The sequence below is a fragment of the Streptomyces sp. NPDC059851 genome (assembly GCF_042732005.1).
Classification (GTDB): domain Bacteria; phylum Actinomycetota; class Actinomycetes; order Streptomycetales; family Streptomycetaceae; genus Streptomyces.
This window is the reverse complement of record NZ_JBHWJJ010000032.1, coordinates 1-22,309: the sequence shown is the minus strand read 5'-3', so window position 1 is coordinate 22,309 and position 22,309 is coordinate 1. Positions and strand designations below refer to the sequence as shown.

Annotated in this window: 24 protein-coding genes and 3 tRNA genes; 21 read left to right on the top strand and 6 right to left on the bottom strand. The window is 73.5% G+C overall.

What is annotated here, in order from left to right; genetic code table 11:
* Positions 1-62 precede the first annotated feature (62 nt).
* Positions 63-1,232, bottom strand: a complete 1,170-nt coding sequence (locus ACFV7Q_RS14155) for a sensor histidine kinase (RefSeq protein WP_385428110.1) — start codon at positions 1,230-1,232, stop codon at positions 63-65.
* Between the two features lie 147 nt (positions 1,233-1,379).
* Between ACFV7Q_RS14155 and ACFV7Q_RS14150 the strand changes: the two genes are divergently transcribed.
* The 13 genes from ACFV7Q_RS14150 to ACFV7Q_RS14090 all read left to right on the top strand — a co-directional run bounded on the left by ACFV7Q_RS14150 (position 1,380) and on the right by ACFV7Q_RS14090 (position 13,980).
* The gene (locus ACFV7Q_RS14150; protein WP_030298105.1) at positions 1,380-1,787 is read left to right on the top strand and encodes an NADH-quinone oxidoreductase subunit A; all 408 of its coding nucleotides are present in this window, start codon (positions 1,380-1,382) and stop codon (positions 1,785-1,787) included.
* Entirely contained in the window at positions 1,778-2,365 is a 588-nt protein-coding gene (locus tag ACFV7Q_RS14145) for an NADH-quinone oxidoreductase subunit B (protein ID WP_385428107.1), read from the top strand. The genes ACFV7Q_RS14150 and ACFV7Q_RS14145 overlap by 10 nt, the downstream gene beginning before the upstream one ends.
* Positions 2,362-3,675: an NADH-quinone oxidoreductase subunit C gene (locus ACFV7Q_RS14140; protein ID WP_385428105.1), complete on the top strand. Its 1,314-nt coding sequence runs from the start codon at positions 2,362-2,364 to the stop codon at positions 3,673-3,675. Before ACFV7Q_RS14145 ends, ACFV7Q_RS14140 begins: the two co-directional genes overlap by 4 nt.
* The gene (locus tag ACFV7Q_RS14135; protein WP_385428102.1) at positions 3,672-4,631 is read left to right on the top strand and encodes an NADH-quinone oxidoreductase subunit H; all 960 of its coding nucleotides are present in this window, start codon (positions 3,672-3,674) and stop codon (positions 4,629-4,631) included. The genes ACFV7Q_RS14140 and ACFV7Q_RS14135 overlap by 4 nt, the downstream gene beginning before the upstream one ends.
* The gene (locus tag ACFV7Q_RS14130; RefSeq protein ID WP_385428216.1) at positions 4,628-5,254 is read left to right on the top strand and encodes a NuoI/complex I 23 kDa subunit family protein; all 627 of its coding nucleotides are present in this window, start codon (positions 4,628-4,630) and stop codon (positions 5,252-5,254) included. The genes ACFV7Q_RS14135 and ACFV7Q_RS14130 overlap by 4 nt, the downstream gene beginning before the upstream one ends.
* Positions 5,251-5,880 carry an NADH-quinone oxidoreductase subunit J gene (locus ACFV7Q_RS14125; RefSeq protein WP_385428100.1) on the top strand — a complete coding sequence of 210 codons (630 nt, stop codon included), beginning with the start codon at positions 5,251-5,253 and terminating at the stop codon, positions 5,878-5,880. The genes ACFV7Q_RS14130 and ACFV7Q_RS14125 overlap by 4 nt, the downstream gene beginning before the upstream one ends.
* Entirely contained in the window at positions 5,880-6,239 is a 360-nt protein-coding gene (nuoK, locus tag ACFV7Q_RS14120) for an NADH-quinone oxidoreductase subunit NuoK (RefSeq protein WP_385428097.1), read from the top strand. The genes ACFV7Q_RS14125 and nuoK overlap by 1 nt, the downstream gene beginning before the upstream one ends.
* Positions 6,236-8,239 (top strand): NADH-quinone oxidoreductase subunit L, encoded by a 2,004-nt coding sequence (locus tag ACFV7Q_RS14115; protein ID WP_385428094.1) that lies wholly within the window; start codon positions 6,236-6,238, stop codon positions 8,237-8,239. The genes nuoK and ACFV7Q_RS14115 overlap by 4 nt, the downstream gene beginning before the upstream one ends.
* A 38-nt stretch (positions 8,240-8,277) precedes the next feature.
* On the top strand, positions 8,278-9,849 hold the full coding sequence (locus tag ACFV7Q_RS14110) for a NuoM family protein (protein ID WP_385428214.1): 1,572 nt from the start codon (positions 8,278-8,280) through the stop codon (positions 9,847-9,849).
* Positions 9,846-11,447 carry an NADH-quinone oxidoreductase subunit N gene (locus ACFV7Q_RS14105; RefSeq protein WP_385428091.1) on the top strand — a complete coding sequence of 534 codons (1,602 nt, stop codon included), beginning with the start codon at positions 9,846-9,848 and terminating at the stop codon, positions 11,445-11,447. The genes ACFV7Q_RS14110 and ACFV7Q_RS14105 overlap by 4 nt, the downstream gene beginning before the upstream one ends.
* Positions 11,448-11,703: 256 nt before the next feature.
* Positions 11,704-12,567, top strand: a complete 864-nt coding sequence (gene htpX, locus ACFV7Q_RS14100; RefSeq protein WP_385428089.1) for a zinc metalloprotease HtpX — start codon at positions 11,704-11,706, stop codon at positions 12,565-12,567.
* Positions 12,564-12,956 (top strand): YccF domain-containing protein, encoded by a 393-nt coding sequence (locus ACFV7Q_RS14095; protein ID WP_385428086.1) that lies wholly within the window; start codon positions 12,564-12,566, stop codon positions 12,954-12,956. Before htpX ends, ACFV7Q_RS14095 begins: the two co-directional genes overlap by 4 nt.
* Before the next feature lie 43 nt (positions 12,957-12,999).
* Complete coding sequence (locus ACFV7Q_RS14090) at positions 13,000-13,980, top strand: glycosyltransferase family 2 protein (RefSeq protein WP_385428083.1); 981 nt, start codon at positions 13,000-13,002, stop codon at positions 13,978-13,980.
* A gap of 42 nt (positions 13,981-14,022) precedes the next feature.
* Here ACFV7Q_RS14090 and ACFV7Q_RS14085 read toward each other — a convergent pair whose 3' ends face one another.
* From ACFV7Q_RS14085 to ACFV7Q_RS14075, 3 genes are all read right to left on the bottom strand, one after another.
* Entirely contained in the window at positions 14,023-15,453 is a 1,431-nt protein-coding gene (locus ACFV7Q_RS14085; RefSeq protein ID WP_385428081.1) for a SulP family inorganic anion transporter, read from the bottom strand.
* A 206-nt stretch (positions 15,454-15,659) separates the two neighbouring features.
* Complete coding sequence (locus ACFV7Q_RS14080) at positions 15,660-16,049, bottom strand: DUF6228 family protein (protein WP_385428212.1); 390 nt, start codon at positions 16,047-16,049, stop codon at positions 15,660-15,662.
* 293 nt (positions 16,050-16,342) lie between these two features.
* Entirely contained in the window at positions 16,343-16,831 is a 489-nt protein-coding gene (locus ACFV7Q_RS14075; RefSeq protein ID WP_360624110.1) for a YajQ family cyclic di-GMP-binding protein, read from the bottom strand.
* A gap of 201 nt (positions 16,832-17,032) precedes the next feature.
* On the opposite strand from ACFV7Q_RS14075, the gene ACFV7Q_RS14070 reads away from it, so the two are divergent.
* From ACFV7Q_RS14070 to ACFV7Q_RS14060, 3 genes are all read left to right on the top strand, one after another.
* Positions 17,033-17,114: transfer RNA gene (locus ACFV7Q_RS14070), tRNA-Tyr, on the top strand.
* 140 nt (positions 17,115-17,254) lie between these two features.
* Positions 17,255-17,686, top strand: coding sequence for a hypothetical protein (locus tag ACFV7Q_RS14065; RefSeq protein WP_385428078.1), 432 nt, complete (start codon positions 17,255-17,257; stop codon positions 17,684-17,686).
* A gap of 71 nt (positions 17,687-17,757) precedes the next feature.
* Positions 17,758-18,198 (top strand): DUF3574 domain-containing protein, encoded by a 441-nt coding sequence (locus ACFV7Q_RS14060; RefSeq protein WP_385428075.1) that lies wholly within the window; start codon positions 17,758-17,760, stop codon positions 18,196-18,198.
* Positions 18,199-18,220: 22 nt separating this feature from the next.
* Here the strand turns inward: ACFV7Q_RS14060 and ACFV7Q_RS14055 are convergent, their stop codons facing one another.
* Positions 18,221-18,877, bottom strand: a complete 657-nt coding sequence (locus tag ACFV7Q_RS14055; protein ID WP_385428072.1) for an SDR family oxidoreductase — start codon at positions 18,875-18,877, stop codon at positions 18,221-18,223.
* A gap of 54 nt (positions 18,878-18,931) precedes the next feature.
* Positions 18,932-20,257: an amidohydrolase family protein gene (locus ACFV7Q_RS14050; protein WP_385428069.1), complete on the bottom strand. Its 1,326-nt coding sequence runs from the start codon at positions 20,255-20,257 to the stop codon at positions 18,932-18,934.
* Positions 20,258-20,691: 434 nt separating this feature from the next.
* Between ACFV7Q_RS14050 and ACFV7Q_RS14045 the strand changes: the two genes are divergently transcribed.
* The 5 genes from ACFV7Q_RS14045 (at position 20,692) to ACFV7Q_RS14025 (ending at position 22,192) form a co-directional block, all read left to right on the top strand.
* Positions 20,692-20,764 (top strand) — tRNA-Thr (locus ACFV7Q_RS14045).
* A gap of 49 nt (positions 20,765-20,813) precedes the next feature.
* Positions 20,814-20,886, top strand: a tRNA-Met gene (locus tag ACFV7Q_RS14040).
* Between the two features lie 89 nt (positions 20,887-20,975).
* Positions 20,976-21,140, top strand: coding sequence for a 50S ribosomal protein L33 (rpmG, locus tag ACFV7Q_RS14035; RefSeq protein WP_003956487.1), 165 nt, complete (start codon positions 20,976-20,978; stop codon positions 21,138-21,140).
* Between the two features lie 169 nt (positions 21,141-21,309).
* The gene (locus ACFV7Q_RS14030) at positions 21,310-21,762 is read left to right on the top strand and encodes a MaoC family dehydratase N-terminal domain-containing protein (protein ID WP_385428066.1); all 453 of its coding nucleotides are present in this window, start codon (positions 21,310-21,312) and stop codon (positions 21,760-21,762) included.
* Position 21,763: 1 nt separating this feature from the next.
* Positions 21,764-22,192, top strand: a complete 429-nt coding sequence (locus tag ACFV7Q_RS14025) for a MaoC family dehydratase (protein ID WP_385428063.1) — start codon at positions 21,764-21,766, stop codon at positions 22,190-22,192.
* The last annotated feature ends 117 nt before the right edge of the window (positions 22,193-22,309 follow it).

Here is a 22,309-nt window from a genome sequence, read left to right as displayed (position 1 = left end):
ACCCCCGGGCCCCCCGACGCCGCCTCCCCGCCGCCCGCGCCCCGGAACCCGAACGGGCGGGCTCAGCCGCGGGCCCGCCACGGCAGTTCCGCCGTGACCACCGTCCCCTGCCCGGCCGGCGAGTCCACGACGAACACCCCGTCCACCGCGCCCAGCCGCTCCGCGAGCCCGGCCATCCCCGTCCCCCCGGAGGGCGTCGCCCCGCCGCGCCCGTCATCGGAGACGCGGATCAGGAGCCGGTCCCCGGACTTCCAGACGTCGACCCCGGCACGGCCGGCCCGGGAGTGCTTGCTGATGTTCTGGAGGAGTTCGGAGACGGTGAAGTAGGCGATGCCCTCGATCGCCGCGGCCGGGCGTTCTGGCAGGTCGACGGCGACCTTGACGGGGACGGTGCAGCGGGCGGCGACGGAGGACAGGGCGGCGTCCAGGCCGCGGTCGGTCAGCACCGCCGGGTGGATCCCCCGCGCCAGGTCGCGCAGCTCCTGCAGGGCCAGCTTCACCTCGCCGTGTGCCTCGTCCACCATCGCTGCCGCCGCATCCGGGTCCTCGGCGAGCTTCTCCTTGGCCAGCCCCAGCCCCATCGCCAGGGCCACCAGCCGGGCCTGCGCGCCGTCGTGCAGGTCCCGCTCGATGCGCCGCAGGTCGGCGGCCGCGGTGTCCACGACCACCCCCCGGTCCGACTCCAGCTGTGCGATCCGCCGCTCCAGCTCGTCCGAGGGCGACAGCAGGCCCCGTACCAGCACCCGGTCCACGTTCGTCAGCGCCCGCACCACGTACGGCAGCACCGGCCACAGCACGAGCAGGCCGACCAGCGTTACCGTGAAGGTGAGCACCCCCCACGGCAGCCGTACCAACTCGTACAGTGCGCTCCTCCAGGCCACCGGATCCTTGACGGCGCTGAACAGCCACGGGAAGAACCCGCCCGCCCGCCGGGGACCCGGCAGCGGCGTCGGCTCCTCCACCCGCACGCCGAGCAGCAGCCGGGCCCTCGCCCGCTCCGTCCGTCCCAGCTGCCGAGATCCGGCCAGGCCGAGGGCGAGCAGCGGAAGGCCGATCACGGTCACGGACAAACCACCCGCGATCGACAGCACGGCCACCGTGTACACGAACCCGAAGAGGGTGGCCGGGAGATTGCACAGCAGGTGGGCGATCTCCTTCCAGGCCACGGCTCCCAGGGGCGCGCGCACGGGAGGGGGACGGTCGTCGTCGGGGGCCCGGGTGTTCATGGTCATGCGGCACAGCCTGCCAATACCGTCAGGCCGGAGCCATGGGGAGGCCGGGCCGCAGTAAACGGGGGATAACCCCACCCTGTGTGAAGCAGGCCCTAGACTCCCGTCCGTACCAGATCGTCGACAGTGGCCAAGGAGCGAGGAACGGACGTGCCCGACCCAACGGTATCGACCGTAACCGTGCTCGCGGCGGACTACTTCCGGAGTTATTCGGTTGTCGGCCTGCTGGCCGTGCTCGGTGTGCTCTTCGTGGCCGTCGCCTTCGGCGCGGGCCGTTTGCTGCGGCCGGTCGTCCCGACGCCCGAAAAGCTGCTGACGTACGAATGCGGCGTCGACCCGGTGGGCGAGGGCTGGGCGCACACCCAGGTCCGCTACTACGTCTACGCGTTCCTCTACGTGATCTTCGCCGTCGACTCGATCTTCCTCTTCCCGTGGGCGACGGTCTTCGCCGCCGCCGGCTACGGCGCCACCACGCTCGTGGAGATGTTCGTCTTCCTGGGCTTCCTGGCCGTCGGCCTGCTCTACGCGTACAAGAAGGGCGTCCTGGAATGGACGTGACACCCGAGCCCCAGCTGCTGCCCGAACCCCGCCGCCTCGGCGTCCTGTCCCGGCTCGCCCCGGAGCCGATGAAGGTCGTCCTGAACTGGGGCCGCCGCTACAGCCTGTGGGTCTTCAACTTCGGCCTCGCCTGCTGCGCGATCGAGTTCATCGCCGCCTCCATGGCCCGGCACGACTTCATCCGGCTCGGCGTCATCCCCTTCGCGCCCGGCCCCCGCCAAGCCGACCTGATGATCGTCTCCGGCACGGTCACCGACAAGATGGCCCCGGCCGTGAAGCGGCTGTACGAGCAGATGCCGGAGCCGAAGTACGTCATCTCCTTCGGCGCCTGCTCCAACTGCGGCGGCCCCTACTGGGACTCGTACTCCGTCACCAAGGGCGTCGACCAGATCATCCCCGTCGACGTCTACGTCCCCGGCTGCCCGCCCCGGCCGGAGGCGCTGCTCCAGGGCATCCTCAAGCTCCAGGAGAAGATCGCCCGCGAGTCCCTCGCCGAGCGCTACGCGAACGGGCCGTCGGTCGCGCAGCTCACCAGCGGCCTGGTCACGCCCCCGCCCGCCCCGGGAGCCGGCGCATGAACCCCTACGACTCGCTCCCCGACGCCGCCGCGACCGTCTTCGGCGCGGAGGCCGTCGCCGAGCTCGCGTACGACGTCCTCACGGTCGACGTGCCCGTCGGAAGCTGGATCCCCGCCCTGGAGACCGCCCGGGACAAGCTGGGCTGCACCTACTTCGACTGGCTGAGCGCCGTCGACGAGCCGGGGACCGGCTTCCGCGTGTGCGCGCACGTGGTGTCGCTGGAGGACCGCCGCGTACGGCGGCTGCTGCTGCGCACGACCGTCCCGCACTCGGCGCCCTCCCTGCCGTCCGCCGTCGCGGTCTACGCGGGAGCCGCCTGGCACGAGCGCGAGACCTTCGAGATGTTCGGCGTCGTCTTCACCGACCACCCCCACCTGGTGCCGCTGCTCCTGCCCGAGAACTTCGAGGGACACCCGCTGCGCAAGGACTTCGTCCTCGCCGCGCGCGTCGCCAAGGCCTGGCCCGGCGCCAAGGAGCCGGGCGAGGGCGCCGAGGCCGAGGGCGGCCCCAAGCGGCGGCAGATGCTGCCGCCCGGCGTCCCCGACCCCAACGACTGGGGCCCGCTGAAGGGCCAGCTCCCGCCGGCCCCCGCCCGCCCGGCGCGCACACCGCGCGCCGCGGGCGCCGGGGCGGCCGCCCGGACCCCGCGCGAGGGCGCCCCGGTCCGGCGGACCCGGTCGGTGGCGCAGGGCTCCGCCAGCCAGACCACCGGAACCGCAGCTGCGGACGCCGCCGCAGAAGCCCCGGCTGCACGGCCGGTACGGCGCACCCGGTCCGCTGCGGACGGCTCTGCGAGCCAGGCGGCGCCCGCAGCGGGTGCCGCGGCCGGCGGGGCCGGGGCCGAGGCCGAGGCCCCGATCCGTCCGGCGCGTCGTACGCGTTCTGCCGCGGACGGCTCGGCGAGCCAGGCCGCCGAAGCCGCGGTACCGGAAGCCGGTGCCGAGGCCCCGGCCCGGCCCCCGCGTCGCAGCCGGTCGGCGGCTGACGGTTCGGTGAGCCAGGCCGCCGAACCGCCGGCCCCGGAATCCGACACCGAAACCCCGGTCCGGCCCGCGCGGCGCACGCGGTCCGCCGCCGACGGCTCCGCCAGTCAGGCCACCGGGGCCACCGGGGCCGCGGGCGGCGAACGCAAACCGCCCGCCCGGCGGAGCTCGGACGCCCCCTGGCACGATCCGAAGCCCGCCTTCGACGAGGACGAGCCGCCGGCCCGCCGCGACCGCAAGGCGGCCGCACCCGGCGAGGACACCACCCCCGACCACGACCCCACCGACACGACCAGCGACAACGCGGACAACGGAGGCGACGCGTGAACGACGTACTCGACGTCGCCCTGCGGCTCCTCGTCGTCTTCGCCGTCTTCCTCGTGCTCCCGCTCGTCGTCGGGCAGACCGAGCACAAGGTGATGGCGCACATGCAGGGCCGCCTCGGCCCCATGTACGCCGGCGGCTTCCACGGCTGGGCACAGCTCGTCGCCGACGGCGTGAAGTTCGCGCAGAAGGAGGACGTGGTCCCGGCGCAGGCCGACCGCCGCATCTTCCAGCTCGCCCCCGCCGTCGCCCTGCTCCCGTACCTCCTCGTCCTCATCGCCATCCCCGTCGGCCCCGGTGAGGGCGCGGTCGGCCAGGTCATCGACGCCGGCGTCTTCTTCGTCCTCGCCGTCATGGGCGTCGGGGTCCTCGGCAGCCTGATGGCCGGCTGGGCCTCCGCCAACAAGTTCTCCCTGCTCGGCGGCCTGCGCACCGCCGCCCAGCTGCTCGCGTACGAGCTGCCCATGCTGCTCGCCGCCGCCTCCGTCGCGATGGCCGCCGGGACCGTGTCCCTGCCCGGCATCGTCGACGCCTTCGAGTGGTGGTGGCTGCCCTGGCAGATCGTCGGCGCGCTCGTCTTCTTCACCGCCGGCCTCGCCGAACTCCAGCGACCGCCCTTCGACATGCCCGTCGCCGACTCCGAGATCATCTTCGGCGCGTACACCGAGTACACGGGCCTCCGCTTCGCCCTGTTCCTGCTCGCCGAGTACGCCGGCATCATCGTCCTGTGCGCCCTGACGACCGTCCTCTTCCTCGGCGGCTGGCACGGGCCCTTCGACGGCGGCTGGGGCTGGACCCTGCTGAAGACCGCGGTCCTCGCCTTCCTCGTGATCTGGCTGCGGGTCAGCTATCCGCGGCTGCGCGAGGACCAGCTCCAGAAGCTCGCCTGGACCACGCTCATCCCGCTCGCGCTCGCCCAGATCGCGCTCACCGGCATCGTGAAGGTGGCGATCAGCTGATGCCCATCCCCGGATCCGGCCTCGCCAAGGGCCTCGCCGTGACACTGCGCACGATGACGAAGCGCTCGCACACCGCCCAGTACCCCGACGTGCAGCCCGAACTGCCGCCCCGCACCCGCGGGGTCATCGGCCTGTTCGAGGAGAACTGCACCGTGTGCATGCTGTGCGCCCGCGAGTGCCCCGACTGGTGCATCTACATCGACTCCCACAAGGAGACGGTCCCCGCCGCCACCCCCGGCGGGCGCGAGCGCAGCCGCAACGTCCTCGACCGCTTCGCGATCGACTTCTCCCTGTGCATGTACTGCGGCATCTGCATCGAGGTGTGCCCCTTCGACGCGCTGTTCTGGTCGCCGGAGTTCGAGTACGCGGAGACCGACATCCTCGAACTGACCCACGAGCGCGACAAGCTGCGCCAGTGGATGTGGACCGTCCCGGCGCCGCCCGCCCTGGACCCGGCCGCCGAGGAGCCCAAGGAGGTCGCCGCCGCGCGCAAGGCGGCGGAGAAGGCCGAAGCCGCCGCCGAGGCAGCCGCAGCCGCTGCCGCCGCCGGGGCCGGTGGGACCGCAGGCGGCCCCGCCGCGCCCGAGACCGATGCGCCGACTCCTGGGGAGGCAGACGCGTGACCCCCGCAGCCACCACCCTGGCCGCCGCCGCGACGGCCGCGGCCGACCGCGGGTTCCTCTCCCCGACCGGCGCCGAGATCGCCTTCCTCCTCGTCGGCCTCGCCACCCTCGGCGCGGCCGTCATCACGGTCACCACCCGCCAGCTCGTCCACGCCGCCCTCTGGCTGGTCGTCGCGCTCGGCGGGATCGCCGTGGAGTACCTGCTGCTCACCGCCGAGTTCATCGCCTGGGTCCAGGTCCTGATCTACCTCGGCTCCGTCGTCGTCCTGCTGCTGTTCGGGCTGATGCTCACCAAGGCGCCCATCGGACGCTCCCCGGACGCCGACTCCGGCAACCGGTGGGTCGCGCTCGGCGTCGCCGCCGTCGCGGCCACCACCCTCGTCTGGGTCGTCGTCGACGCCTTCCGCACCACGTGGATCGACCTCGACGGGCCCGTCCAGGGCTCCACCAAGGTCTCCGGCGAAATCCTCTTCCAGCACTGGGTCCTGCCCTTCGAGGCGCTCTCCGTCCTCCTCCTCGCGGCCCTCATCGGCGCCATCGTGCTGTCCCGCAAGGACGCCGACGTCCCCGCGACCCCCGCAACCCCCGCAGGGAACGCCGCCACCAGCGACAAGGGGACGAGCTGATGCACCTCGCCTACCCCGCCGTGCTCGCGGCGCTGCTGTTCTGCACCGGCCTGTACGGCGTCCTCGCACGCCGCAACGCCATCCTGGTCCTGATGTCCGTCGAGCTGATGCTCAACGCCGTCAACCTCAACCTGGTGGCCTTCGACGTCTGGCTCCGCGACGCCCTGCACGCCGGCCAGGCCCTCACCCTCTTCACCATCGCCATCGCCGCCGCCGAGATCGGCATCGGCCTCGCGATCGTGCTGATGGTCTACCGCAACCGCGGCACCTCGGACGTCGACAAGCTGCGCGACACCGCCGAGGGCCGCGAGCCCGTCCCCGCCGACACCCCGCACTCCCCGAGCGAGGCCACCGCGTGAGCACCACGACCCTCGCCGTCCTCGTCCCCCTCCTGCCCTTCCTGGGCGCCGTCGCGGGACTGCTCCTCGGCCGCAAGGCCCCCGGCTTCGTCCGGCCGCTCGCCGTGCTCCCCGCCCTGGCCTCGGCCGTCCTGGCCGTGCTCGTCGCCGTCCGGCAGGGCGGCCGACAGCCCATCGAGACCGCGACCCCGCTGACCCCGACCGGCTCCGTACCGATCGACCTGTCGCTGTACCTGGACGGCTTCGCCGTACTGACCGCCGTCCTGGTCGGTCTCGTCTCGACCTGCGTCCAGCTGTACTCGACGGCGTACCTGCGCGAGGACCCGCGCTACCCCTCGTACGCCGCCCTGGTCTCCCTGTTCACCTCCGCCATGCTGGTCGTCGTCTACACCGGCGACCTGATGGTGCTGCTGGTCGGCTGGGAAATCATGGGCATCTGCTCCTACTTCCTCGTCGGGCACTACTGGGAGACCGAAGCGGCCCGCTCCGCCTCCCTCAAGGCCTTCCTCGTCACCAAGCTCGGTGACGTCCCGTTCCTCATCGGGCTGTTCGCGCTCGCCACCGACGCCGGCTCCTTCCAGATCACCGCGGTCCTGGACACCGTCGCCGCCGGCGGGCTCGACCACCCGACGCTGACCGCGCTGCTCCTGCTCGCCGGCGTCGCCGGCAAGTCCGCGCAGTTCCCGCTGCACACCTGGCTCCCCGACGCCATGGCCGGCCCCACCCCGGTCTCCGCGCTGATCCACGCCGCGACGATGGTCGCCGCCGGCGTGTACTTCATCGCCCGGCTGCTGCCCGTGTTCACGGCCTCCGCGGCCGCACTCGTGGTCATGGCGGTCATGGCGGCCGTCACGATGATCGGCTCGGGCCTGGCCGCCCTGGCCCAGGACGACATCAAGCGCGTACTCGCCTACTCCACCATCGGCCAGCTCGGCTACATGACCGGCGCCCTGGCCGTCGGCGACCGCGGCGCCGCCGTCTTCCACCTCCTGTCCCACGGCGCCTTCAAGGCGCTCCTCTTCCTCGGCGCCGGCGTGATCATCCACGCCGCCGGCACCAACTCCCTGGCGGCCATGGCCCGGATGCACGGCCTCGCCCGGCGCATCCCCGACGCCTTCTGGACCATGACCGTCGGCCTGCTCGCGCTCGCCGCGATCCCGCCGTTCGCCGGCTTCTTCTCCAAGGAAGCCGTCCTCGTCGCCGCCGAGCGGGCCGCGGCCGGGCACACCGGGTCCGTACCCGGCGCCGTCGGCTGGCTCGTGCTCGTCGCCGGACTGCTGACCGCGCTGCTCACCGCCGCCTACGCCACCCGGCTGTGGCTGATGGCCTTCCGCGGCACGGGAGCCCCCGCCCCCGACCACGGCAAGGAGCCCCTCGCCATGACGGGCGTGCTGTGGCTGCTGGCGATCCCCTCGATCACCCTCGGCACCGCCGCCGTCCCGCTCGCCGACTGGTTCGACGGCGAACGGCTCACCCCGACCGTGACCACCACCCTGCTGGGCACCGGCGCCGCCGTCGTCGGCGCCGTGCTGACCCACGCCCTGTGGCAGCGCGCCGCCGCCCGGGCCGCCGCCGGCGCCTACCGGGAAGCCGCCGTGCCCGCGTCCGTCGCCGCCGCGGAGTCCGCCGCCGAGACCCCCGAGGTCGCCGAGGTCACCCACGACCACCCCGCCGTCCCGGCCGGCCCCGCCCCCGACCCCGGGCGCGCGCTGCTCGGACCGCTCCACCGACACGCCGCCGCCGGCTTCCACCTCGACGCCGTCTACGACCGGCTGTTCGTCCGGCCCGTCCGGGCGGCCGCAGGACTCGTCCGCTTCCTCGACCGCGAGGTCGTGGACACGTACGTCAGCGGCGCGGGCGCCGGCCCCCGGCTGCTCGGCGGCCTCGTGCGCCGCGCCCAGACCGGCAACGTGCAGAGCTACCTGAGCGCCCTGTTCGCCGGAGCCGTGGTGCTGGCGATCGCCACCGCCGTCCTCGCCAACGTCAACGCCGGATCGTGAGCCGTGAGTCAGCCGTGATCGATATCAGCCCGTCCGTGATGCAGTTCCTCCTGGCGTTCGCCGTGGCCGTACCGCTCCTCGGTGCCGCCGCCGCCCTGCTGCCGGCCCCGCCCGGACTCAAGGGCAGGAGTCCCGAACAAGCCGTGCTGCGGCACGGCGTGACCGTCACCGGCGCGGTCCTCGCCGCCGCGCTCGCCCTCACCGCGGGCTTCGACCACGACACGCCCGCCCGCTTCCAGGCGACCACGGACATCAGCTGGATCCCGGCGCTGCGCGTCCGGATCCACCTCGGCATCGACGGCATCTCGCTCCCCCTCCTCGTGATGACCGCGCTGCTGTTCTTCCTCTGCGCGCTCTACAGCTACTTCAAGCTCCCCGCGGGCCCCTCCCCGAAGGCCTTCGTCGCGCTGCTCCTCGTCCTGGAGTCCGGCACCCTCGCGACCTTCGCCGTCCTCGACCTGCTGCTGTTCTTCCTCGCGTTCGAGATGGTCCTCATCCCGATGTACTTCCTCATCGCCCGCTGGGGCGGTGCCCAGCGGCAGGCCGCCGCCTGGAAGTTCATCCTGTACACCCTCCTCGGCTCCGTGGTCATGCTGCTCGGCCTGCTGCTGATCGGCCTGAACAGCGGCACCTTCGACATGGTGGCGCTCGCCACCGACAACGGCCGCGGACTGTCGCGCACCACCCAACTGCTGGCCGCCCTCTCCATCGGCATCGGCCTCGCCGTGAAGACCCCGATGTGGCCGCTGCACAGCTGGCTGCCCGACGCACACACGGCCGCCCCCACCGTCGGCTCCGTCCTGCTGGCCGGCGTCCTGCTCAAGATGGGCACGTACGGGTTCGTCCGCATCCTGCTGCCCGCCACCCCCGAGGGCATGACCGCCCTCGCCCCGTACCTGGGCGCGTTCGCGGCCGTCGGCATCGTCTACGGGTCCCTCGCCTGCCTGTGGCTCGCCCGCAAGGGCAACGGGGGCGACCTCAAGCGGCTCATCGCCTACTCCTCCGTCGGCCACATGGGCTTCGTCCTCCTCGGCATCGCCTCCATGACGCCCACCGGCGTCAACGGCGCCCTGTTCGCCAACATCGCGCACGGCCTGATCACCGGCCTGCTCTTCTTCCTCGTCGGCGCGCTCAAGGACCGCTACGGCACCGCCGACCTCGACACCCTCGCGGGAGCCACCGGCGCCGCCCTCTACGGCCGCGCCCCCCGCCTCGGCGGGCTGCTGGCCTTCGCCGCCGTCGCCTCCCTCGGCCTGCCCGGCCTCGCCGGGTTCTGGGGCGAGATGCTGGCCCTGTTCGGCGCCTTCGACCCGGCCGAGGGGCTGTCCCGGCCCGCCTTCCTCACCTGGATGGCGCTGGGCGCCTTCGGCACCCTGCTCACCGCCGCCTACCTGCTGGTCGTCGTACGGCGGGTGTGCATGGGCGACCCCGCGCAGCAGCCGCGGACCGGCGCCGGCGCCGTGCCCGCCCTCGCGGACGTCCAGGGGTACGAATTCGCCGCCTGGACCCCGCTCGTCGCCCTCACCGTCCTCGCCGGCCTGTGGCCCGCGGTCCTCCTCGGCCTCACCGATCCGGCCGTCCAGAAGCTCCTCGCAGGAGGCAACGCATGACGGTCCCGTACACGGCCACCGCCGCTGCCGACGCCCCGACGGCCAGCCTGGTCCAGAGCGTCGACTGGCTCGCGATCATGCCGGTGGTCATCCCCGCCGCGGTCGCCCTGGTCGTACTGGTCGCCGACCTCTTCGCCGCCGAGCACCGCAAGCCGCTGCTCGGCTGGGCCTCCGTGGCCGGCCTCGCCGCCGCCACCGCCTCCCTGCTGCCGCTGCGCGCCGGCGACCGGGCCACCTTCTGCCTCACCGCCGACCCGGCCGCCTGCAGTTACACCGCCGACCCCTTCACGCTGGCGATCCAGTTCCTGGTCCTGGCCGGCGCCCTCGTCACCGCCCTGCTGTCGGTCACCGCCGTCCACGACGCGCGCATGCCGGCCGGCGAGTACTGGTTCCTGCTGCTGTCGTCCGCCGCCGGCGCGGCCCTGCTGCCCGCCTCCCGCGACCTCGCCACGCTGATCGTCGCCCTGGAGGTCGCCTCCCTGCCCGCCTTCGCCCTCGTCGGCATGCGCCGCGGCGACCGGCTCTCCTCCGAGGCCGCCCTCAAGTTCTTCCTGTCCTCCGTCACGGCCACCGCCGTCTCCCTGTTCGGCATCAGCCTCGTGTACGCCGCCACCGGCTCCCTGCACCTGGTCCAGGTCGCCGACCGGCTGGAGGACGTCCCCGGGCAGCTCGACACCCTCGCCATGGCCGGTGTCGCGCTCACCCTCGTCGGCTTCGCCTTCAAGACCGCTGCCGTCCCCTTCCACTTCTGGGTCCCGGACACCTACGTCGGCGCGCCGCTGCCCGTCGCCGGCTACCTGTCCGTGATCGGCAAGGCCGTCGGCTTCACCGGCCTCATCCTCGTCACCGTCATCGCCTTCCCGGCGTACTCCGACATCTGGGGCCCCGCCCTCGCCGTCCTCGCCGCGCTCACCATGACGCTCGGCAACGCCGCCGCACTGCGCCAGCCCGCCGACCGGCCCGGCGGCGCCGTACGGCTGCTCGCCTGGTCCTCCGTCGGCCAGGCCGGCTACCTGCTCGTCCCGATCGCCGCCGCCGCGTACTCCCACCGCGACCAGATCGGCTCCACCGTCGCCTACGCCCTGATGTACGCCGCCGTGAACCTCGGCGCCTTCGCCGTCGCCGCCCTCGTGGGCCGCACGAAGCCGCTGCAGCGGATCAGCGACTACCGCGGCCTGTACGCCGAGCGGCCCGCCGCCGCCCTCGCCCTGGCCTTCTTCCTGCTCTGCCTGGCCGGCCTCCCGCCCGGCATCATCGGCCTGTTCGCCAAGGTCGCCGTCTTCGGTTCCGCGGTGGACGCGGGCCTGGGCTGGCTGGCCGTGGTCATGGCCGTCAACGTCGTCATCGCCCTGTACTACTACCTGCGCTGGACCGCGGTGCTCTTCCGCGCCGCCGAGCCGGCCCCGGCCGCCGGGGCCGGCGCCGGTACCGCGCCCCGGGCCGCCGAGGGCGGGGCCGGGGGCGGCGCCGAGGTCCGTGCCGGGACGCCGTGGCCCGTCGCCGTCGCGATCGCGGCCACGGCCGCCGTCTCGGTGGTGCTGTCGGGCGACCCGCAGCTGGTGCTGCGGTTCGCGGCAGGCGGCCTCTTCCCGCTGTAGGCCGTACGGACCGGCCGTACGGACTCCCGCCCGCGGGGCCGGATACGGCTCCGCGGCCGCCGGGGCCCGTACGGGCCCGCGCCCACCCCGACGGAGCAACGCCCGCCCGTGCCGTGCCGCGCCCGCCACCGGGGCGGCCGGGGCGGCGCGGGCCCGGGAACCAGACGCCCTCACCTCGCGTTGACCAGGAAGGAAGGGTCCACTGGACCGTGGGCCCCTCGCGAGGTCCCCCGCCGCACCATTTGGAGGGCGTACCGTGCACCGCCGGCACAACGGGCTGAAGACCGCCGTACTCCTCGGCGGGCTGTCCGCACTCATCATCTTCATCGGGAGCCTCTTCGGGCGGGGCGGCCTGATCATCGCCGTCCTCGTCGCCCTCGCCACCAACGCCTACGCGTACTGGAACAGCGACAAGCTGGCTCTACGCGCGATGCGCGCCCGCCCCGTGAGCGAGTTCGAGGCCCCCGCGCTCTACCGCATGGTGCGCGAGCTCTCCACTTCCGCACGCCAGCCCATGCCCCGGCTCTACATCTCGCCCACCGACGCGCCGAACGCCTTCGCCACCGGCCGCAACCCGCGCAACGCCGCGGTCTGCTGCACCGAGGGAATCCTGCGCATCCTCGACGAGCGCGAGCTGCGCGGGGTCATCGGCCACGAGCTGAGCCACGTCTACAACCGCGACATCTTGATCTCCTCGGTCGCCGGAGCACTTGCCTCCGTGATCATGTTCCTGGTGAACTTCGCCTGGCTCATACCGGTCGGTCGCTCCGACGACGACGAGGGCCCCGGCATCATCGGCTTCCTGCTGATCATGATCCTGGGCCCGCTGGCCGCCTCCGTGATCCAGCTGGCCATCAGCCGGTCCCGCGAGTACGAGGCCGATGCCTCCGGCGCCCAGCTCACCGGAGACCCGCTCGCCCTGGCCGACGCCCTGCGCAAGCTGGACGCCGGCGTCAAACAGCGCCCCCTGCCCCCCGAGCCCAGACTGGAGACCGCGAGCCACATGATGATCGCCAATCCGTTCCGCCCCGGCCCGGGCCTTTCTAAGATGTTCTCCACCCACCCTCCGATGGCCGAGCGCATCGCCCGGCTCGAACAGATGGCAGGCCGCAGTCAGTGAAGACCGTCCTCAACATCATTTGGCTCGTGCTCAGCGGCATCTGGCTGTTCCTCGGCTACTGCCTCGCCGGCGCGCTGCTGTGCATCACCATCATCGGCATCCCGTTCGGCATAGCGGCGTTCCGCATCGCGCTCTACGCCCTGTGGCCCTTCGGGTACACCGCGGTCGAACGCCATGACGCGGGCGCCGGGTCGTGCATCGGCAACGCACTGTGGCTCATCCTGGCGGGCTGGTGGCTGGCCCTGGGCCACATCGCGACCGGCATCGCGCTGTGCATCACGATCATCGGCATCCCGTTCGGCATCGCCAACTTCAAGATGGTCCCGCTCTCCCTGCTGCCGCTGGGCCGCGAGATCGTTCCCACCGACGCCCCGTTCGCGTCCCGGTAAGCCGGTCGGCGGCGCCGCCTCAACCACGGGCAGGAAAGAACCAGTGTCGGCTGCGATCACGGGCACGACCCTGTCGGTCATCGTGCCGATGTACAACGAGGAAGAAGCCCTCCCCGCCCTGGTGGCCCGGCTCCGGCCGGTGCTGGACGGCACGGGGGCCGCGTACGAGGTGGTGGCCGTCGACGACGGCAGCACCGACCGGACCGCCGAGCTGCTGGAGAAGTTCCGCACCGACTGGCCCGAGCTGCGGATCGTCCGGCTGCGCGGCAACTCCGGCCACCAGGCGGCCCTGCGGGCCGGCCTGCACCGCTCCGTCGGCGCGTACGTCGCCAGCCTCGACGCCGACCTCCAGGACCCGCCGGAGAAGATCCCGGAGATGCTGGACCTCGCCCGCTCCCAGCAGCTCGACATCGTCTACGGCGTCCGCTCCGACCGCAGCACCGACACCGGCTTCAAACGCCACACCGCAGGCGCCTACTACTGGCTGATGCGCCGCCTGGTCGGCAAGCAGGTGCCCGCGCAGGCCGGGGACTTCCGGCTGCTCAGCCGCGAGGCCGTGGAGGCCCTCAAGGCCCTGCCCGACCAGCACCAGGTGTACCGGCTGCTCGTGCCCTGGCTCGGCTTCCCCAGCGGCCAGGTCACCTACCGCAGGGGCGAGCGGGTCGCGGGCGAGACCAAGTACCCGCTGAGCAAGATGATCCGGCTCGCCGTCGACGGCATCACCAACTTCTCCGCGGCCCCGCTGCGGCTGGCGACCTGGCTCGGCGTGGTCAGCTTCCTCGCCTGCCTCGTGATGATCGCCGTCTCGCTCGGGGTGTTCCTGGCCGGCCAGACGGTGCCCGGCTGGACGTCGCTGTTCGTCGCCATGCTCTTCCTCGGCGGCATCCAGCTGATCTGCGTCGGCCTGCTCGGCGAGTACATCGGCCGCATCTACACCGCGGTCCAGCGCCGCCCCACCTACTTCGTCGGCTACGACTCGGCGCGCGACGGAAGCCCCAGGGGCACGGACCAGGACGGGACCTGACGCGCGCCGTCGCCGGTACGGGTCAGCCGTCGCCGGTAGGGGTCAGCCCACGCCCTCGCGGCCGGCCACCGGGGCCCGCCCGCGCTCCCACCCGTGCAAGGCGGTCAGGCAGGCGTGGTCGAGGTGGCGCAGCCCGCTCAGGTCCAACCGCACCGGCTGCCCGGCCGGCAAGGCGTCCAGCGCGTCCAGCAGTTTCGGCAGCCGCAGGAAACTGGCGTTCCCCAGGACCCGTACGCACAGCTCCCCGCCCTCCTCCGCCACCTGCTCGACGTGCACGTGGGAGGTCTCCCAGGCCGCCTTCGCGATGGCGATCCCCAGCCCGACCAACACCCCCTCGAAGAGGTTCGTGGCCACGATCGCGGCCGCCGTCGCCACCAACACCACGGCCTCGCCCCGGTGCGTCCGCCACAGCGCGGCCACCGCCCGCCCCGGCAGCAGCTTCCAGCCCGCGTGCAGCAGCACCCCGGCCAGCGCGGCCAACGGCACCGCCGCCAGCAGCTGCGGCAGCGCCACGGCGAACAACAGCAGCCAAGCGCCGTGCATGACCCGGGCCGCCCGGGTCCGCGCCCCGGCCTCCACATTGGCGGCGCTGCGTACGATCACCGCGGTCATCGGCAGCGCGCCCAGCAGCCCGCACACGGTGTTGCCGACCCCCTGTGCGACGAGCTCCCGGTCGTAGTGGGTCCGCGGCCCGTCGTGCATCCGGTCCACGGCGGCCGCGCTGAACAGGGTCTCCGCGGAGGCGATCAACGCCAGGGCGACCACGGTCCCCCAGGCCCCCGCCGACGCCAGCACCCCGAACTCGCCCCAGCCCGGCGGAGCCAGCGCCTCCACGACCCCCTCCACCCGCACCTTCTCCACCGGAAGCCGCAGCAGCACGCACACCGCCGTCGCGGCCGCCACCCCGACGAGCGCACCCGGCACCAGCCGCAGCCGTGCCGGCATCCGCCGCCAGCCCACGATCACCGCGATGGTCCCGGCGCCCAGCGCCACCGCCGTCCAGTCGGCCTGCCCCGCCAGCGCCGGCGCAGCCGCCAGCTTCTCCAGCGTCGCGCCGGGCGCCCGCAGCCCGCCCACCGCGTACAGCTGCCCGGCGATCAGCACGAGCCCGATCCCCGCCAGCATCCCCTGCACGACCGCCACGGAGATCGCCCGGAACCACCGCCCGAGCCGCAGCAGCCCCATCGCGACCTGCAGCGTCCCGGCCACCAGCACCAGTACGCCGAGCGCGGCCGGGCCGTGCGTGGAGACCGCCTCGTACACGAGCACGGTCAATCCGGCGGCCGGCCCGCTCACCTGGAGCGCGCTGCCCCGGAACCACCCGGTGACCAGCCCGCCGACCACGCCGGTGACGATCCCCCACTCGGCCGGCACGCCGGAGGCGACCGCCACCCCCAGGCACAGTGGCAAGGCGACCAGCGCGACGACGACGGAAGCCCCGAAATCCTCGCGGAACGTGCCGGTCCAAGGCATGCGAGACCCCCTGACGCGGTCGTGGACGGATGCCCCCAGCCTGCTGGGCGCGCACCCCGCAGCCCAAGCCCCCACCGGGGGCCTCCCGGGCGCACACGCCGCGCACGCGGGGCACACGTCCCCCACGCCCCCGGGCTACGGCCCCGTCCCCTCCGGATGGCAGAAGGGCCGATCCGGACGGCCGGGCCGGAGAGCCTCCGTGCAGATCACACGCTGCTCCGGAGGAAGACGGACACGGCGGCGGCGAGGCCGCGCATGTCCTCGCCCGCCTCGTGCACCGTCGTGGCCTCGAAATGCCAGTTCGCGTCGGGCGCCTGATCGTGCAGGCCCCAGGTGAGGCTCACGTGGCCGCCGGAGCCGTGCCGGGCCGAGAGCGTCAGATCGCCGTTCACCGAGCCCCAGATGCGGGCCCCCTCCCACCCCCGGAAGTCCTCGGCCAACCGGCCGAGGAAGGAGTCGAGCCCGTCCCCGTCGAAGGTGCGCACGCGCACCTCGACGTCAGCCCGCTCCCCACGGGCCGTCACGAGGAAGTCGAGCAGCGGATCGCCCGGGAACTCCGGATACGGCCGCACGGCTTGAGCGAACCTCAGCCGCACCTCCCCGGCACGCCCGCCCCCCAGCTCCACCACGGCACCAGCCGCCCCAGACCCCTCGATCACCCGCCCAGCCTAGAACCCGCACGACGGGCGGGCCGCGGCCACCCCCGCCCGCAGAACCGCGAGGGCGATCCCGCCGGCCGGGCGACGTGACGCCGCTCGACCTGCGCCGAGCAGCTCCCGCACACCCCGCGGGCCCACCCGTCGCGACGGACGGGCCCGCGCCGGGGGCGCACAAGAGGCCGAGGCGAGTCAGCTGAGCCGCATGTGTTTCCGCAGGTCAGCTACCTTGATCAGCGGTAGTTCACGAACTGGATCGCGAAGTCCAGGTCCTTGCCCTTGAGCAGCGCCTGAACGGCCTGGAGGTCGTCGCGGCTCTTGGAGCTGACGCGCAGCTCCTCGCCCTGGACCTGCGCCTTGACGCCCTTCGGACCCTCGTCGCGGATCATCTTCGCGACCTTCTTGGCGTTCTCCTGGGAGATGCCCTCCTGGATCGAAGCGAAGATCTTGTACTCCTTGCCGGAGAGCTGGGGCTCGCCCGCGTCCAGCGCCTTGAGCGAGATCCCGCGCTTGACCAGCTTGGTCTCGAACACGTCCAGGACGGCCTTGACCCGGTCCTCCGAGTTCGCCTCCATCAGGATCTTCTCGCCGGACCAGGAGATGGAGGCGCCGGTGCCCTTGAAGTCGTAGCGCTGCGAGAGTTCCTTGGCGGCCTGGTTGAGGGCGTTGTCGACCTCCTGCCGCTCGACCTTCGAGACGATGTCGAAACTGGAGTCGGCCATGTGCTGTGGCTCCTTGAAGTCGGCTGTCGGTGCCCCGGAGGGGCCGCGGCCGGCCCACCCGGCCCGCTCCGCAAAGCCTAGCCACCGCACCCGCCGCCGGCGCTGATCAATCCGGTGGCGAAGCACCCCGGAGCATCGGGTATTGTTTACGTCGTTGCCAGGGAGCACCGCCGGAAAGCGGACTCGAAGGCGACGTCCCATGGCGGTGTGCCCGAGTGGCCAATGGGAGCGGACTGTAAATCCGTCGGCTTAGCCTACCCAGGTTCGAATCCTGGCGCCGCCACATGGAAAGAACGGCCCCTGATCTGCGGAAACGCGATCAGGGGCCGTTCTGCGTGCCCGGACCGGCGGAAAACACGGTGCGCCCGGGGTCGGGGTGCGGGCACCATGGCCGCGTGAACCGCATCCCCCGCCGAAAGGCCCATGCCGCGTAAGGCACCCGCGCAGGTCCGGCGAGACCTGCACCGCACCCCGCACCCGCCGCAGGGCGGGCGGGCCGTGATCCCCCGGATCTCCGGCAAGGCCCTGGCCGGGATCGCCCGCGTCGAACGGCGCCTTTACGAGCCGGGGGCCGCGCACGCCGCCTGGCTGGGCTGGCGCGAGCTCGCGTACGGCCCCGGGCCCCGGGTCCGCTACCCGGACTTCACGACGCACTACCCGTGCTGCGAGCCGCCCTGGGGCGGGGACCACCGGCAGGTGCTGGAGGACGTCTGCCACGCGCTGCCGCCGAGCGCGGCGCGACAGCTGCGGGCCGTGCTCGCGCCGCTCGACGAGCGGTTCCTCGCCCGTACGCTGCCCGACCCGTACGCCGCCCCGCGCGATCCGTGGTGGCGCCGGCGACTGGAGAGCCCGTGACCGGTGGCGCCGCGTGCGGCCGGGCGGGTGAAGCCGGCGTCCCGTCCGCGGCTCCGGGTCGTTCACCGGGGGTGACTTGGATTTCCCACACCCGCGGCAAGGCCGGCGGCGGGGTGCTCCTCGCCCTCCTCGCTGCCGGCATCCCGGCCCTCGTCGGGGCCGCCCTGCAGGGACCCGGCCAGGAGCCGTACCGCGAGACCCGCCTCTACTTCGGCACCGGGCGGCCCGCCGGCCGGCCCGCGGTCACCGAGCAGGAGTTCATCCGGTTCCTGGACCGGGAGATCACCCCCGCCTTCCCCGAGGGCCTCACCGTGCTCGACGGGGTCGGGCGGTGGCGGGCGGCCGACGGTGCGATGGTCCGCGAGCAGTCCTACGAGGTCGTGCTGCTGTACCCGGAACAGGAGGCGGAGGCGCGCAGCGCGCGCATCGAAACCATCCGCGCCGCCTACGAGGAACAGTACGAGCAGGACTCCGTCGGGCGGTCCGACGACGAGGTCACCGCCGACTTCTGACCGCCCGTCACCTCGCGTCCGCTCAGTTGCCCGCCACGTCCTTGACGGCCACCGTCACCGGGACCGAGCCCGAGACCAGCTCCAGCGTCAGACCGGCCGTCGCCGGGGTTTCGAGCAGCTCCGCCAGCACCGCCGCCACGTCGTCCCGCGGCACCGCCCCGCCCCCCGCGTGCGCCTCCAGGCGGACCAGCCCCGTCCCGGGGTCGTCGACCAGCGACCCCGGGCGCAGGACGGTCCACTCCAGGCCGAGGCGGGTACGGACGTGGTCGTCCGCCTCGCCCTTCGCCCGCAGGTAGGCGTCGAACACCTCGTCGCCCTCGTGCTGCGCGTTCGCGCCCATCGAAGACACGATCAGGAACCGCCGCACCCCCGCCCGTTCGGCCGCATCCGCGAACAGGACCGCCGCGCCCCGGTCCACCGTGTCCTTGCGGGCGATCCCGCTGCCCGGGCCCGCCCCCGCCGCGAACACCGCCGCGTCCGCGCCCTGCAGGATGCCCGCCACGTGCTCGACCGTCGCCGACTCCAGGTCGCACAGCACCGGTTCGGCGCCGGCCTCCCGCAGGTCGTCGCCCTGCGTCCGGTCGCGGATGATGCCCGCGACCTCGTACCCGCGCACGGCGAGCAACCGCTCCAGCCGCAGCGCGATCTGACCGTGTCCACCCGCGATGACGATGCGCATGAGCCGACCGTACGACGACCCGGGCCCGCCCGCCCGCGAACACCCGCCCGACGCTCAGGGGCCGGGCTCCATACGGCCCTGCCGGGGCAGGTCCAGGGCCACCGCGACCGCCGAGTCGCAGTACTCGCGCACGGCGCTCGTCCGGGCGACCACCCGACCGCGGTGGATCACGATCCGGCTGTACGCCAGGGACAGCACCCCCGCGATCCGGTCCCCGCGCACCGCGACCAGCTCCGCCGGGAACCCGGCCTCCACCCGCACCTCCGGCAGGCCCATCACCTCCCGGGCGGCGGCGCTCACCGCGTCGTAGGCCTCCGCCGGCCGCAGCCCGCCCTGGGAGGCCAGCAGGTACGCGGCCTCCAGCGGGTCGCCCCGCCCGACCGGGTTCCCGGCATCGCGCAGCGCCCCGCTGCCGGCCGCGACCCGTACCCCGGCGGCGCGCAGCAGCCGTACGGGCGCGGTGCGCAGGCCCCGCCGCTCCAGGGTCGCGCAGTCGCCCTGGGGCAGGCAGGTCACCCGTACGCCGGCCGCGGCCAGCCGGTCGGCGGCCCGGTGGGCCGTCTCCAGCGGGAGCCGCGACAGGCCGCCGCACGGGCCGATCGTCACCCCCGGCCGCATCCCGTCGGCCATCGCGGCGAGCCGGGCCAGCCGGCCGGGGTCGTCGCCGTCCGTGTGCAGGTCGACGGGGCAGCCGTGCTCGGCGGCGAGCCCCAGTACGGCCTCCAGGAAGCCGGCCGGGTCCGGGTCGAGGTCCGGGCAGCCGCCGATGACGGAAGCGCCCATCCTGACCGCGTCCCGCAGCATGGCGAGCCCGTCCGCGCCCGCGGACCCGGTCAGCAGTCGGGGCGCGGCCACCGCGGTCAGGTCGGCGAGCCCGCGCAGCGAGCGACGGGCGGCGAGTACGGCCTGCAGCGGGCCGAGGCCGTGCGCCCCGCCGATGCGGACGTGCGAGCGCAGGGCCGTCGCGCCGTGGCCGAGCTGGAGCAGGGCGGCCTCGGTGGCGCGGCGCTGCACCCGGTCCGGCGCGTACGAGACGGGCCCCTCGGCATCGGCGGTCAGGGCGGTGTCCCCGTGGGCGTGCGGCTCGGCGGGGGCCGGCAGCAGGAGGAAGCCGGACAGGTCCACCCGGGCCGGCCCCACGGCGGGCAGGCTGCCGGCGGCGCCGACGGCCCGGATCCGGCCGCCGCCGAGGCGGACGTCGACCGTGCGGCCGTCCGCGAGGCGGGCCCCGGCGAGCAGCAGTGCGGCGGACTCGGCGGCGGCGGCGTGCGCGCCCGGGTCCGGGACCCCGCCGCGGCCGCCGGGCGAGGACCCCTGGCCGCCGTCGCCGCGGCCGCTGCGGGGGGACGGGGGCGGCTGCTGCGGCTGGCTGTCGGACATCGCGCTCCTGCGGTGGTGCGGTGGCTCGGGCGGGTCCTGGGTCGGGGGGCCGGGGCCGGGGGTCGGGGCCCGCGCGGGCGGCCCCTGCGGCCCAAGATCACGCAGCGTGTCCAGAGCCTAGGGCGCGAGGCGCCCACCTCCGCGCAGGCCGCATTAGTCGTACCGCCGTGCCACCCGGACCCGCTGGCGCGCGGCGTGCCCGCCGGGGGCGCGTACGGGGGCCGGGGCGGGGCCGGCATACGGGCTGCGTACGGCCGGCATACGGGCTGCGTACAGCCGGCATACGGGCTGCGTACGGCGGGCGCACGGCCTTGCACACGGCCTCCCAGGGGGCTGCGCACGGGCCCGCGCACCGTTCCGGAACCGGGCCCGGGGGCGGTCCCGGCAATGGATTTGGGCGATCGGCTGGCAACCGTGTAATGTCTTCCTCGCTCGCCCCAATAGCTCAGTCGGTAGAGCGTCTCCATGGTAAGGAGAAGGTCTGCGGTTCGATTCCGCATTGGGGCTCTGGTGAGAGAGGCCCCCCACCCTCGGGTGGGGGAGCCGCTCGCATCAAAGCGGCGTAGCTCAGTCGGTAGAGCAAGCGGCTCATAATCGCTGTGTCACCGGTTCAAGTCCGGTCGCCGCTACCCACAGTAGCCGATTGCGGGGTCGGTCTCCCGATCGGCTACTCTTTTATGCGTTCGATCCGTCCATTAGTCCGTCAAGGAGCACTCACGTGGCTGCCACCGACGTCCGCCCGAAGATCACGCTGGCCTGCGTGGAGTGCAAGGAGCGGAACTACATCACCAAGAAGAACCGGCGTAACAACCCGGACCGTCTTGAGATGAAGAAGCACTGCCCGCGCTGCAACTCGCACACCGCGCACCGCGAGACCCGCTGACACCGGCGCAGTCTCGAACATAGGCAACGCCATGAGGTCGTCCCCTTCACCGGGGGCGGCCTCGTGTCGTTTCCGGGATCCCGGGTCCCCGTCCGTGCCTGCGCCCGTGTCCGTAATCGTGCCCGTGCCCGTGTCCGTGTCCGTCACTTTCCACAGGAGGTAGGGAGCCATGGCGCTCGACCAGTCCTTCGTCGGGCGGAGCTACCCGCCCACCGATCCGTACGAGGTCGGCCGCGAGAAGATCCGCGAGTTCGCGGTCGCGGTCGGGGATGCGAACCCCGTCTACACCGATGCAGAAGCCGCCAAGGCCGCCGGCTACCAGGACGTGATCGCCCCGCCGACCTTCGTCTTCGCGATCACCTTCGCCGCTGCGGGCCAGGTCGTCGCGGACCCCCAGCTCGGCTTGGACTACAGCCGGGTCGTCCACGGCGACCAGAAGTTCGCCTACCACCGCCCCGTACGCGCGGGTGACCGGCTCTCGGTGACCTCCACCATCGAGGCGGTCAAGACCCTGGCGGGCAACGACATCATCGACATCCGCGGCGAGGTCCACGACGAGACCGGTGAGCACGTGGTGACGGCGTGGACGAAGCTCGTCTCCCGCGCCCCCGAGGAGGCCTGAGATGACCGCGAAGATCAAGTACGACGAGGTCGAGGTCGGCACCGAGCTCCCGGCGGCATCCTTCCCCGTGACCCGCGCCACGCTCGTCCAGTACGCCGGCGCCTCCGGTGACTTCAACCCGATCCACTGGAACGAGAAGTTCGCCAAGGAGGTCGGCCTCCCGGACGTGATCGCCCACGGCATGTTCACCATGGCCGAGGCCATCCGCGTCGTCACCGACTGGACCGGCGACCCGGGTGCGGTCGTCGAGTACGGCGTCCGCTTCACCAAGCCGGTCGTGGTCCCGAACGACGACACCGGCGCCCTGATCGAGGTCAGCGGCAAGGTCGCCGCCAAGCTCGACGACAACAAGGTCCGGGTCGACCTGACCGCGATCAGCGCCGGGCAAAAGGTGCTGGGCATGTCGCGGGCCGTGGTCCGACTGGCCTGACCCGCCCAGCCTGACCCGACCGGCTCGACCCGACCGGCTCGACCCGACCGGCTCGACGCGGCCGGCTCGATCCGGCCCCACAGCGGCGGCCCGCCCCCCAGGGGCGGCCGGCCGGCG